Source organism: Actinomycetota bacterium, assembly GCA_030682655.1.
Classification (GTDB): Bacteria; Actinomycetota; Coriobacteriia; order Anaerosomatales; family JAUXNU01; genus JAUXNU01.
Genome location: JAUXNU010000092.1, coordinates 1 through 12844, shown reverse-complemented (window position 1 = coordinate 12844; position 12844 = coordinate 1). Strand labels below are relative to the sequence as shown.

The following is a 12844-nucleotide window of genomic DNA, read 5'->3' as shown; positions in this document are numbered from 1 at the left end:
GCGAACTTGGATGTGGTCGGGCGGAAGCGAACCGTGGCGCACTGGCCAATCCCCCGAAAACGAACCCGGACGAGATTCGGGCGAGAGTCAGGTTGGCACCACGAAGGGCAGCCCGCCGGAGCCTCGGGCTCAGTGCTCCGCCGTGCCACGCGGGATGAAGGGAACGACCTACGGCAGACGGTGTGCAGTCTCGGCATCCGAGGGTCTGGCCACAACCACCATGCCTCTCGCCAATGATGGCCAGAGCAGACACGCGAGCTGCTGAATCCTGTTGGACACGTAGGCCAGAACTCGGTGAGCGGGACTCGTGTGGTGGAAGACCTCGCTCGGTTGGTACAGGACGATCCGCACGGGAACGAATCCACACTTCATCAACATCACGGACATAGTCACCGGGGTGAAGAACACAGCATGATCCCAGGCATCTACCTCATGTCCGTACACCAGATTTTGCAGCAGGTAGTTCAAGGAATTCGCGTTCGGAACGCTCATCACCAGTAGACCCTCGGGCACGAGATGCCTTCCTACGGACTCAAGAAACGAGCGGTGGTTCGTCAGGTGCTCAAAGAGCTCACCGGCCACGACAACCTCGTACCTGTCTCCGAGGTTCATGTTCTCTGCGTCGGCCACGCAGACGTCATAGCCTCGCTCGCGCAGCTTCGCGACCTCTTCGGCATCGTAGTCAACTCCCTTGACGCTCTTCGCTCGATCCCTGATGAGCCCGTGTAGCCACCAGTCACACTTGTCGGAAACGGAGGCCTCGTGCTCGACACACCCCAAGTCGAGAACATCCTTGCCGACCACGTAGTCAAGCACGATGTCCAACCTTCTGCGTCGAGTGTAGGTCGCGATCGGCTTCACGACGCTGCGATACAGTTCGCGTGTTGTATCGAAGTGATCCACGAGATCTTCCTTCCAGCATCCCATGTGCTCGCCACATTCGCTGGCGAGCAGCCTTGCGCCACCCAGTGTCCAGCCAAACGGGGCGCCGTAGGCACAGTTTCCGATGCTAGCACACGAAGCGCAGCGCCGATGTTACCGCTTCGACGTTCTCGCACCGCGCACCCGCAGACTTCGCGAATCCCACGTACGGGGCAGGGTTCAGGGGATCGTCTAGCCCGGCGTATGCCTATCTTGAAGGTCCTTCTTTGACAAGGCGATAGGCCATCTGCCCGCTAGGCGCGACGGCCGACATCACAATGTCGATCGGGAGAAAGAGCAAGTAGAGCGGATATCGGAAGCGGCCGCCCAGAACCGTGGCGAGACTCCCTGCAACACCATTTGGGAACGCGACCGCACGCTCTTCGATCAATCTCATACCGTGACGGCTGGCAATCGCGCCGACAACGCGGCCGTCCGGAAAGCTAATGTGGCGTGGTGGATCGAGTCCATGCCATTTCGTACGAAACATTCGCGACTCCCAAGACGAGACGTTGGGCACCACGATCCGTGCGATTCCTCCGGGAGCGAGCAGGACGCTGATGTGAGCGAAAGCCGTGTCGAGATTGGTCACGTGCTCGATGACAAAGTGTGCCGCTAGCACGTTGACGCGACTGTGGTATTCGGAGACAAGAGCACCGACGTCGCAGTAGACCGGAATACCGAGACGCTGCGAAAGACGCTCGGCGTGAGCAGGATCGACCTCGAAACCAACCAGGTCGAGCCCATTGCCCTTGAGCGATTCCAGGTATGATCCGTCTCCGCACCCGTAGTCCAAGAGCAGGTGGCCCGGAGACAGCGCGGAGGCGTCGTAGTAGACCTGCCTCATCACGAGCCTGCGAGCGTGGTCATAGAGCCAGCTCTTGCTCTCGTGAACAGGATAGGCCTCATAGAAGGACGCCACGTCTTCGGGCACCGGTGACTGCTGAACCAGACCACACTGCTCGCATCGGACGTAGTCGACCCGAACGGGCTTCCCGAGATAGAGGTCAGCGCAGTTGTGATAGAACTGCACCGACCTACTGCCGTTGCAGTTCAAGCAGATGAAGCTGTCGCCGTCCAACCCGCCTCCTCGGTCCGCAACTCTCGATCCCGCTCACGAAGCAGAGTCTCCGCCCCAAGAATCCTCAGCGCGAAGGTCCGCAATCCTGATGTCACGATAGACGATGCCGCGCAGCGCGTGCTTCATCTCCAACCACTGCCTAGGGGCGAGAGGGGCTTTCGGCGGATTGCTTCCGCGTCCCCTTCGGCAGAAGCACGTACAGGATGCGCCTGAGAATCGCCTGCCTCGCCGCCGCGCGAGCGCCGCGATGCGCATCGGACTTGCTCACATCGAACTTCGGCTCCTCCTGCAGACGAGTGAGCAGATGCCTGAAATCCGCGGACTGTCGAGCGGCGAGCTCGACACTCCACTGCCCACGAGAGACACGATACGAGGCCAAAGGGGTGTCGCAGAAGTAGAGGTCACCCTGGACCAACATGCGCGTCCAGAGGTCCAGATCGACGCAGTAGCCTGCCTTCGAGTCGAAGCCTCCCACCCGGCGCGCCGCCTCCGTGCGCATGAGCGTTGCGCTCGGCTCACCAATGAGATTCCGACCCGTGCGGGCCATGTCTTGGACTGCCTGTCGCCCGTCGATGCGACCCCTTGGCCATCGGGCTCCACGAGTTCCCATGCGACATCCGCCTTCGTTGACGATCCACCGGCGCGAGCTGGCCAACACGATGGCGGAATCCTCAGCCGAAGAGACAACGAGGGCTTCTATCGCTTCGGGTTCAATGAAATCGTCCGCATGCAGCACCTTGATGAACTCACCTTGTGCCTCCGCAAGCACCCGGTTCCAGTTCCCAACGGCGCCTAGATTGGCGTCGTTCCGCAGAATCCTCAGACGTGGGTCGCTAAACCCCAAGAGAGACGACCAGGTCTCGTCCTCCGAGACATCGTCGATGACGAGCACTTCGAGCTGGCGGTAGGTCTGGGCGAGCGCAGAATCCACGGCTTGCTCGATGAAGCGGGCACTGTTGTACGAGGGAATACCTATTGTGACCAGAGGACACCGCGCTTCTGACAAGTCTGCGCCCACGCGAGAGCCTCCTCGATACGCTGTCAGAACCATTGCGCCAGCAGGGGACGTCATGTATCCGACGGCTCCTCCACGTGGCCCAGCCACGCGGACGGTTGCACTAGGCCAACGTTTGGCCGTGCACGCCAAGGCGGCAGGCAATGCATATCGCGGCTTCGACACGATGTCAAGACGGGGGGCGAGACTCACCGGTCCCGAGCACCAAGTGTGGGTACTTGCTGGCTACCGCGCGGTGGGCGAGCTGCCGAACACCGATCGGACCATGAACGATGCGTTCTGGATTCGGCATGTATCTGGGCATTGCCGAGGAGATGCTAGAGTACATGGCGGAGACGGTTGTGACGGCATGCAGGAAGGGCGACAAATGACCCCCGAACACGAGAGGGCGTCCGTTGCGGTGCGTCCGTCGCTGCTCTCGGTAGTAGTGCCGGTCTACGGGAGCGAAAGCATTCTTCCGGAAACACACAGGCGACTGCGCGCAGTGCTGACTGATCCGAATCTGGGCGTGGAATACGAAATCCTCTTCGTCAACGATGGCAGTCCGGACAACGCTCTCAATGTGTTGCGGGTGATCGCTGACGAGGACCCGTGTGTGAGAGTCCTGTCGCTGTCGCGCAACTTCGGCCATCAGGTAGCGATCACCGCTGGCATGGATCACGCGCAGGGGGATGCGGTCGTCATTATCGATGACGACTTGCAAGACCCTCCCGAGGTCATTGCCGAGATGGTCGTCAAGTGGCGAGAGGGGTACAGGGTGGTCTACGGCGTGCGCTCTGAGCGCAGAGGAGAGCACCGGCTCAAGCGGGCCACTGCCGCGCTCTTCTACCGAATGTTGCAGCGACTGAGCGAGACGCCGTTGCCGGTGGACTCAGGTGACTATCGGCTGCTCGACCGTACGGTCGTGGAAGCGCTGCGCATGATGCAGGAGGAAAGCAGGTACATGCGCGGGATGGTCGCCTGGGTCGGCTTCTCGCAGACGCCGGTGTACTACGCGAGAGATGCGCGGTACTCGGGCCGATCGAACTACACGCTGCGCAAGCTCGTGAAGCTCGCCTTCGACGGGATTCTCAGCTTCTCGAGCCGGCCGCTGTCCGTGGCAATACAATTTGGCATGTTCGTCACGCTGATTGCCATGGGATACGGCACATGGCTTGTCATTGAGCGACTTGCCAACCCGGGGTCCGTGCCCGAGGGATGGACGACTGTGATAGTCGCAGTGTTGTTCATGGGCGGGATACAGCTTCTATCCGTGGGTGTACTTGGTGCGTACCTGGGACGCATCTTCTTTGAAACGAAGTCGCGCCCACTCTACTTCGTGGCCGAACAAATCGGTGCCGACGAGTCCCCTGCGAGCGTTGGCCGCTGATGTCGGGGTCACTTGCACACTTCAATCGTCGTAGGGCTGTCGTCTTCGGTGGAAGTGGCTTCATTGGTTCTCGTGTGGCGTGGGCGCTGGTGGAAGCGGGTGCGGATGTCGTTTTCGTTCGATCTGCACATGCCCGAGAGACCAGTCCCAGGCGTCACAATGGTGCAGGGGGATATCACCGACGACGTAGCTCAATCCGCTCTCATCGCTTCCGTGACGCCCGAAGCAGCGGGGGAGGCCTTCAGTATCGGCTCTGGCGAGCCGTGCTCGTTGCGAGACGCGGCCGAGCGTCGGCTTCTCCGAGAGCATCGCCGAGGTTGTGGAAACGATGCGAGAGGGATGCGTGAAGTGAGCGAGTCGCTGGTCGTGCGAGAGGCGTTGAAGGACGGCTGCGTCCTCATTGAGATTCCCGTATTCCCTTTGGTCATCGATGAGATTGGACTCTAGCGCCGATGGCTGAGCAGCACCGCGGAATCTACGGTCGACACGGTGAGAAGCTGCGCTTCTTCGTGGTCGGCGGGTGGAACACGCTCTTCAGCATTGCAGTACTTTGGATGTTCGACCGACTGATTCCGTACGACCAAAACAGCCTCCTTCAGAAGGAGGCTGTCCTTGTGACCACCTGGATCGTGTCGGTCACTCAGAACTTCTTCACGTTCAAGCTCCTGGTCTTCCGCACAAGAGGCAACTGGCTGCACGAGTACGGGAAGATGTATATGACATACGCGGCGGCCTTTGTGCTTCAGTCGGTTCTGGCGCTTGCGATCTCGCAGCTCTTCGACCTCTCGGTGTTCTGGGCCAGCCTACCGACCATCGTCGTCGTGATGATTGCGAGCTACTTTGGACACAAGTACTTCACGTTTCGGCGACCGGTTCGCGAACATGGATAGCGATGGGACGATCCGCTCGGAAGGGGAAGGCAAGGCAATTGACGTGGACAACGGGCGGAAGCCGACGGTGAACCGGGATGGACTACGGACGCCGCTTCGCACTTCGGGCTTGAGCGCGTTCGAGAGCAGGGTGCACGAAGTCCAGAATCCGCCGGGCATGACGTCACGAACGCGACTCCTCGGTCTTGTAGCGAGTGTGCTACTGGTCGTGTGCCTCCGGCTGCCATACGTGAACGCGCCACTCGATATCGACGAAGGAACCTACGCAGCGACTGTGATGAAGGCTGCGAGCGGCTACTCGCTGTACGCGGACCTCAACACGAACAGGCCGCCTCTTCTCTATGCGTACTACAGCGCATCGCGTGCCCTTGATCATGCCCTGGGCTTGAGTCCTGCGGTGTCCATCCGCCTTCTTGCCCTCCTGGCGTGTGCCTTCACAGTCGCCGTCGTCTTCTGGAGTCTCGGGCAGCTCTTCGGTCTCAAGACGGCGCTCGTGGGAGGGGTTGTCACCGCGTTGCTGGCTTCGATGCCCCTGACGCAGGCGGTGGGGGGCAATGCTGAAGTGTTCATGCTGCCCTTCTATGCCGCCAGCGGAGTGCTCGTTCTTCTGTCGGTTCGGCGAGCCGGCAGGAGGGGGATCGTCTACGCTGTGCTGGCTGGGGCCGCCTGCGCACTTGCCGCCTTGACCAAGCAGGTCGGCGCCATCGCGGCGCTCTTGCCTCTTGCAGCACTGCCTTTGGCCCCATCCAAAGACAACAGGCGACTTGTGCTTCTCGGCGGTTTCTCCGGTGGGCTGGTCGTCGTGGCTCTCGCCGCTCTCGCTTGGACGCTACTCACGGGACAGTTCCGTGAGTTCCTCGTATTCGGTGGCTTCTCCAACTTGTACTACGTGCAGATGCCGATGCGTGCGACTGCCATCGCCAATCTGCTGTATTCGCTACGACTACTGCGGCTTGAATTCACACTCCCTGCGCTGTGCGTCGTTCTAGCTCTGATCTGGGGCATACTGCAGCGTGACAAGAGTGTTTGGCTAATGGTCTTTGCTCTTGCGTGGTTGGGGTTGTCGTTCTTGGGAGTAGCTGCCTCCGGGCGATACTACCCGCACTACTACGTTCAGATGGTACCGTCGCTTGCCGTCGGCGCGGCGATCGCGTCATCGCGGGGTTGGCACGAAGGGCGCTTCGACGCGACCGAGCGACGTACCGCCTTGGCGGGCTTGGCCATCTTATTGCTCGCCATCGGAGCGACAGTGGGCGTGTCAAACTCGGCCGCGTACAACAACCGCTATATCGGGGGACGCGAGACGGGTCTGCAGCTCAAGGCGGTGACGTCATCGGCCGACACGGTCTTCGTGTGGGGGGCGAGGAGCGACATACTCGCCTACGCGGACAGGGTGTCGAGTACTCGCGCGACGTGGACATACTACGCGCTAGCTCCCTACGGTGAGAGGGCATCGCAGGTGGTGATGGGAATAGCGCTGGAGAACTCGGGCGACATCATCCTCGACGACCTGGCAAACGAGCCCCCAGCGGCAATTGTCCTCGCCAGACCACTGCAGGGTGGTGGAACGGCGCTCGACGACCCCGATGACCCAAGGGTGGCGGAGGAACTGGAGCGGATGATCGTTGAATCCTACGTTCTGGCCGATGTGTCCGAGTACCCGCCTGACGGGGTCGAGTTGTACGTGAGGAAGAGCCAATGAACGCGTCGACCAGGCGCACGCGACCGGACGAACCTCTCATGGCGCGTCTGGTGCCCGCGGACCCGTACCACAACCAGCTACATCGGAGGGTGCTTGCACGCCAGATCGTCGACGCAGCCCGTTGCTGCGCCACGGGGCGAGTACTTGATGTCGGATGCGGTACCAAGCCCTATGCCGAAGTCTTCCTAAGTCAGGGTTGCGAGTACGTGGGGTTGGATGTCGAAGATCGGGGCGGGGTTGATGTTGTCGGAACTGCCCTCGACATCCCATTCGACCCCGAGTCTTTCGACACAGTGTTCTCTTCGCAGGTGCTCGAACACGTCCGTGATCCATTCAGGATGCTCGCCGAGTGCGCACGTGTTCTTCGGCCGGGAGGCTATCTGATACTCACGGCGCCCTTCAGCTGGCAGATCCACGAGGAGCCGAACGACTACTTCCGCTTCAGTGAGTACGGCTTGCGGGAGCTGTCAGAGCGGGCCGGGCTCGCCGTGGAGTCGATCGAGCCGATGGGCGGCATATGGGTGAACGTCGCGACGTCGATCAGCTACTTCTTGTTTTGGCAGAGCCATCGCAAGGGACGTCTGAACCGCCTGGCATGCCGGACGGTTCAGCGAGCAGGCGCAAGCCTCGACCGTCGGTATCATTGGCCACAGGCGACGAACAACTACGTTCTCATTGCGAGAAAGCCGGAGTGACGCTTGCATGACGGACGCGTGTCTGAACGCTCCAGAGTGCTATAGTCCCCTCAACTTGCGCTCGACCGTGAGAAGGAGTGGTTGCCGGATGAGTTCGACTCGTGCAGGCTGGGACGGCGCGCGCGTCTTCGTCACCGGCGGCAGCGGATTCGTCGGCACGAATCTTATCCGGCATCTCGCGCACCTCGGAGCGACGTGCACTTCGCTCGATCTTGCCGAGCCACCCGCCGGTCTACCTGTCGCCCGATCGGCCATCGGATCGGCCGATGACTCAGAGCTGCTGCGCGACTTCATCGCTGAGGCCGACGTCGTCTTCGCTCTCGCCGGACGCAGCGGGGCTGTCGACAGCATGTCGAGCATCGAGCAGGACTTGCAGACAAACTGCGTGGCACAAATACGCCTGCTCGAATGCGTCCGGGATCTCAACCCGGGGGCGCACGTGGTCTTCCCGGGGTCGCGTCTGGAGTACGGTCGCGCGGTCCGTCTTCCCATCGACGAGGAGCATCCGATCGCGCCGCTGAGCCCGTATGCCCTGCACAAGTTCACAGCCGGTCAGTATCACATGGTCTATCACCGGCACTACGGTGTGCGCTCCACCGTCCTGAGGCTCTCCAACCCCTACGGCCCGCATGCCGACGGTTCCCGGACCGGCTACTACTCGGTACTCAACCGCTTCATCGATACCGCCATCGCGGACGGGGCGATCACGTTGTTCGGTGAAGGCTCCCAGGTGCGTGACTACATCTATGTACAGGACGTGGTCGAGGCACTTGCGGCCGCGGCAACGTCGGACGCGGCGGTAGGACAGGTGCTCAACATAGGCTCCGGGGTTCCGACCTCCATTGCCGAGGCAGCGCAGACCGTAGTCGATGTTGTGGGGAGCGGGCGGATCGAGCACATGCCATGGCCGGCGGACTATGCTGAGGTCGAGACAGGGGACTCCTACTTCTGCATCGATCGTGCTCGGACCCTGCTCGATTGGGAGCCAACAACGGACTTGGCCTGTGGCATACGCATGTGCATCGCCGGGCAGGACCGCTGACGTGACGCACCACGATGATCCTATCGTCGAGGAGGAGTTCGGCTCCGCAGTTGCTGGCGTCTCCTCGGAGGAGGCCCTGACTGTCAGGACTGCCCGCGGAGCGGCGTGGACAGGCATCGCCCAGCTCATCGCACAGCCACTGACGATTCTCGTCGGTGTGGCCCTGGCTCGCTTGCTCTCACCCGCGGATTTTGGGCTAACGGGGATGGCGGCCATCTACCTCGGCCTTGTTGGTCTTGTGAACGAGTTTGGACTCACATCAGCTGTGATCCAGGCGCCTGATCTGTCCGAGGAACGACTGAGTTCGATCTTCTGGCTCAACATGGCTATCGGTTTGGTGAGTGCGCTCTTTGTCGCTGCCTCGTCTCTGCCTCTGGCGGCCTACTTTCATGAGCCCAGGCTGAAGCAGATCGTGCTGGTTCTCTCCTTGAGCTTCCTGCTTGCTTCTGTGCCGGCCATCCACTCGGCGCTACTCAATCGCAGGATGCAGTTCCGAGCGCTTGCTGCCTTCCAGTTGGCTGGAACGGTACTTGGAAGCGTGATGTCCGTTGGCATGGCGTTCGCCGGCGCGGGCGTGTGGAGTCTCGTGGTACCGGGAATGGTCGCGGGCACACTGCCGTCCGTGCTCATCTGGCGCCACGCTGACTGGACTCCTCGGCTTGAGTTCCGATGGGACGAGTGTCGTAGTCTGGCCAAGTTCGGAGCGAGCGTCACGGGCTCAGGACTGTTCAACTATGGGTATACCAATACCGACTACCTGGTTGTCGGCCGACAGTTCGGCGCGGGAGTTCTCGGTGCGTACACTCTGGCCTACAACCTGGTCATGTTCCCGTTTCGCAAGGTCTCACAGACGCTCTCGGCCGCTATCTTCCCGGCGTTCTCGTCTGTCCAAAACGACATCGAGCGCATGGCTCGGGCATATCTGCGTACCAGCCGCTGGCTTGCGATCCTCACGTGGGCACCGCTGGCCGCAGCTGCGGTCCTCGGCCATCAGCTGATAGTAGGTCTGTATGGTCCGAAGTGGGCAGCAGCAGTCGTGCCGTTCCAGATTCTGTGTCTTGCTGGAGCACAGCGATCGGTCGGCACCATCGTGGGCGTGGTGATGCGAAGTCGGGGACGGCCAGACATTGAGCTGCGGTGGAGTATGACCGCGTTCGGACTGTTGCTCGTGTCCGTCTTGTTTGCAGCGCGGTGGGGGGTCACGGGTGTCGCGGTCGCCGTCGTCATCACAGCCCTGGGTCTCGCTCCCTTCATACAGGCAAGTGCTCTCAAGATGATCCGCACTCCATTCTCGACATACCTGCTTGAGCTTGCGCCTGGCGCGGTGCTCGGGCTAGTGAGTGCGGTTGTCGCACTCGCATGCAGGCTGTCGCTGGGCTTCTTGCCTGATCTTGTGTTGGCGGCCATCGGCCTTTCCACAGCCATGCTCGCAGCTCTGTGTGTCGCATACTTCGGTTGGCGCAACGATGTGCAGGAAATCGCCAGCCTGGCGCGGCAGGTGGTGCGCCGCAGGCAAGCGGACCCGGCGTAGCGCTCCGAGCTGCATGATGTGAACGTGGTCAGGACTCCCGCGTTCTGTCTACGATTCCAACCGCGACAACGTCTTCATGCTTCTCGCCGTCCATCGGGAGGCGTAGCGGGGCGCTTTCCTCGGGCCACTTGGTCCGGTCTTCGTGCACGTAGACCTGGTATCGAGCGTCGAAGTCGCCCGATCGGAAGAGACGGACTCTGTCGAATACGGGCTGGTAGCGTTCGTAGTAGTCAGGTCCAGGCGCACGCACGTGATAGTGCTCGAGCGGGTTGGGCTCCGGATACTCAATAGTCTCTTCAACGACTATCGGTACCGGGAGAACCGCGAAACCACCTGGAGCGAGCACGCGTCGGATCTCAAGCAAGGCCGCTTCGTCATCATCGATGTGCTCGAGGACATGCGAGGCGTAGACGACGTCGTAGGTACGGTCGGCGAAAGGAAGCGAGCGCAAGTCCACCTTGTGGTCGACCTTCTCTGTCTCGATATCGGCCGTTTCGTACGCGCGAAACCAGGTCTTGAAGAGGAGGCCGAGCGCGGGTTCAGGTGCAACGTGCAACAAGCGCATCGCCTTGAAATCGAACTCGGCGCTCAGGGTGTCCATGACAAGCTTCTGCAGGCGGTGTCGTTCGTAGGATCCGCATCGGGGACACTCAGCCCATCTGCGAGAGCCTGTTTGCACTTCCAGCGACCGGAACCGCCCGCGGTACCCACAGATGGGGCATGCATGTGGTCGAAGCGAGAGCACAGACGAGCCCTCCCTGGGTACGAACGTGGCGTGTCCAACCGGGCATCGGCGCTGAATGGATTCGCAAGAGTATACACTGTTGCTTTCGTGCGGTTCGTGCATTCGACATATCGAGTGCGGCGACGGAACTTGGAGGAACAGGGTGACGGTCGGACGCGATACAAGGGGAAGGCGGGTCGTGCACTACCGACGATCGCTGTTCGAGACGACCGAGACCTTCATCTACACGCTGATTCGGTCACAGGAACGCTACGACCCGGTCGCCGTGTGTCAGACGATCGCTGAGGCTGGACGCATGCGTCTGCCGGCAGCCCAGGCGGCACCCGCGTCCGGCCGCGCTGGGCTCCTCGGGATCAGAGCGCTCAAGCTCGCCACATGGGCCTTTCCGACCGCGGAGCAGCGCCGTCGCCAGGCGTACAATCGGCGTGCGGTCGCATGGCCGACGGAACGTGTCGCCCAACTGCTGCAATCTCTCGATCCGGCGGTCGTCCACGCGCACTTCCTCACTGACGTGGAGGACGTATCGCTGGCTGCGAGCCAGCTTGGCGTGCCGCTTGTCGTGAGCGCCTACGGCGTCGATGTGACTGCCTACCCAAGAAGCCCCCTTGCACGGGCACGGGTGAAATCGTCGTTCGCTGTGGTCGATCGCGTGGTTGCTCTGACGACGGATATGCGGAACGACCTGATCGCGCTCGGCTGTCCCGAGGAGAAGATCCGCGTTGCACCGCAGGGAGTGCCCGCAAACGACGTCGTTCACACGGAGCACGACGGTGTCGTCGTGCTTGCTGCCGCGCGGTTCTTGGAGAAGAAGGGCATGGAGTACCTCATCGAGGCCGCACGCAGAGTCTCAGATCTCCGCAACGACGTGGATCTCGAGATCGTCGGTGAAGGGCCGCTGGAAGCTGAGTTGCGAGTTCGAGCCGGGGAGCTAGCGGGCAATCGAATCAGATTCCTGGGCAGCATGGACTACGAGGAGCTTCGCAGGCATCTCGGCCGAGTGGATATCGTTGTCGTTCCGAGCGTCACGGCCGAAGACGGCGACAAGGAGGGTCTGCCGACGATCATCCTCGACGCTATGGCTGCAGGTCTTCCTGTCGTTGGCACGCGACACGCGGGCATACCCGACGCGATTGTCGACGGTGAGACCGGTCTTCTGGTGGATGAGCGCGATGTCGACGGGCTTGCGATGGCACTGGAGTCGCTCTGCGCCGATGAGGTGTTGTGCCACCAGATGGGACAGCGCGGCCGCACTCGCTTCGGTGAGTTGTTCCGGGCTGATGCATACGCCCGACGCATTGAGGCCATCTATGACGAGGTAGTGTGCGGGGACGCGGCCCGGCGCGCACCCGCGGGCTAGCGTTCCACCGTCCCGAGTCCCCTCAGACGCCTGCGCGCGCGCCTCTGCTGCCCTGCGGTGAGCGTACCTGACTCCACCAGGTCCTCGAATACGCGCCGAACGTCCTTGATGAGCGCTCCTCGGTCTCCGGTCTTGGTGCCCTGGGCAATGGTGTAGACGGTGAGAAACTCGGGGTTATGACGGTGACTTGCACCTTGAGCCAAGGCTCTGAGCCAGAAGTCGTAGTCCTCGTTGTAGCGCAGGTCCTCTCGGAAGCCATCGAGTTCGGTGAAGATGCCGCGGCTGAAGATCGTGCCTTGCGAGAGCATCTGGTTCCCGTCAAGCATCGTCTCCAGCGCGAACGAGCCTTCGCGGGTGTGCAGCTCGTCCGTGTGGAACGGGGTCTTGACACCCTGTGGCGTCAAGGCGAGCACGTTGCACGTGTAGATCTCGTGACCGGGGTGCTCGCGGATGAACCGGTCCTGATGGGCCAGGAAGCCTGGTAATGCCAGGTCAT

Annotated in this window: 13 protein-coding genes; 8 read left to right on the top strand and 5 right to left on the bottom strand. The window is 61.6% G+C overall.

Annotation, left to right across the window (positions count from 1 at the left end):
- Positions 1-168: 168 nt before the first annotated feature.
- The 3 genes from Q8K99_05265 to Q8K99_05255 all read right to left on the bottom strand — a co-directional run bounded on the left by Q8K99_05265 (position 169) and on the right by Q8K99_05255 (position 3020).
- Positions 169-903: a methyltransferase domain-containing protein gene (locus Q8K99_05265; GenBank protein ID MDP2181965.1), complete on the bottom strand. Its 735-nt coding sequence runs from the start codon at positions 901-903 to the stop codon at positions 169-171.
- Positions 904-1129: 226 nt separating this feature from the next.
- Positions 1130-2002, bottom strand: a complete 873-nt coding sequence (locus tag Q8K99_05260; protein MDP2181964.1) for a class I SAM-dependent methyltransferase — start codon at positions 2000-2002, stop codon at positions 1130-1132.
- Positions 2003-2141: 139 nt separating this feature from the next.
- Positions 2142-3020 carry a glycosyltransferase gene (locus Q8K99_05255; GenBank protein ID MDP2181963.1) on the bottom strand — a complete coding sequence of 293 codons (879 nt, stop codon included), beginning with the start codon at positions 3018-3020 and terminating at the stop codon, positions 2142-2144.
- 364 nt (positions 3021-3384) lie between these two features.
- Between Q8K99_05255 and Q8K99_05250 the strand changes: the two genes are divergently transcribed.
- From Q8K99_05250 to Q8K99_05220, 7 genes are all read left to right on the top strand, one after another.
- Positions 3385-4386: a glycosyltransferase family 2 protein gene (locus tag Q8K99_05250; protein MDP2181962.1), complete on the top strand. Its 1002-nt coding sequence runs from the start codon at positions 3385-3387 to the stop codon at positions 4384-4386.
- Between the two features lie 105 nt (positions 4387-4491).
- The gene (locus Q8K99_05245) at positions 4492-4833 is read left to right on the top strand and encodes a hypothetical protein (protein ID MDP2181961.1); all 342 of its coding nucleotides are present in this window, start codon (positions 4492-4494) and stop codon (positions 4831-4833) included.
- 5 nt (positions 4834-4838) lie between these two features.
- Entirely contained in the window at positions 4839-5276 is a 438-nt protein-coding gene (locus Q8K99_05240) for a GtrA family protein (GenBank protein ID MDP2181960.1), read from the top strand.
- Between the two features lie 43 nt (positions 5277-5319).
- Positions 5320-6978, top strand: a complete 1659-nt coding sequence (locus tag Q8K99_05235; protein MDP2181959.1) for a hypothetical protein — start codon at positions 5320-5322, stop codon at positions 6976-6978.
- Positions 6975-7673 (top strand): class I SAM-dependent methyltransferase, encoded by a 699-nt coding sequence (locus tag Q8K99_05230; protein MDP2181958.1) that lies wholly within the window; start codon positions 6975-6977, stop codon positions 7671-7673. Before Q8K99_05235 ends, Q8K99_05230 begins: the two co-directional genes overlap by 4 nt.
- An 88-nt stretch (positions 7674-7761) precedes the next feature.
- Entirely contained in the window at positions 7762-8715 is a 954-nt protein-coding gene (locus Q8K99_05225; GenBank protein MDP2181957.1) for an NAD-dependent epimerase/dehydratase family protein, read from the top strand.
- Position 8716: 1 nt separating this feature from the next.
- Entirely contained in the window at positions 8717-10246 is a 1530-nt protein-coding gene (locus Q8K99_05220; protein ID MDP2181956.1) for a lipopolysaccharide biosynthesis protein, read from the top strand.
- A gap of 28 nt (positions 10247-10274) precedes the next feature.
- On the opposite strand, the gene Q8K99_05215 is transcribed toward Q8K99_05220, so the two are convergent.
- Complete coding sequence (locus tag Q8K99_05215; GenBank protein ID MDP2181955.1) at positions 10275-11093, bottom strand: methyltransferase domain-containing protein; 819 nt, start codon at positions 11091-11093, stop codon at positions 10275-10277.
- A 76-nt stretch (positions 11094-11169) separates the two neighbouring features.
- Between Q8K99_05215 and Q8K99_05210 the strand changes: the two genes are divergently transcribed.
- Positions 11170-12348: a glycosyltransferase gene (locus Q8K99_05210; protein ID MDP2181954.1), complete on the top strand. Its 1179-nt coding sequence runs from the start codon at positions 11170-11172 to the stop codon at positions 12346-12348.
- On the opposite strand, the gene Q8K99_05205 is transcribed toward Q8K99_05210, so the two are convergent.
- The coding region (locus Q8K99_05205; protein ID MDP2181953.1) for a hypothetical protein at positions 12345-12844 on the bottom strand (500 nt) is incomplete at its 5' end. The two genes, Q8K99_05210 and Q8K99_05205, sit on opposite strands and share 4 nt — an antisense overlap.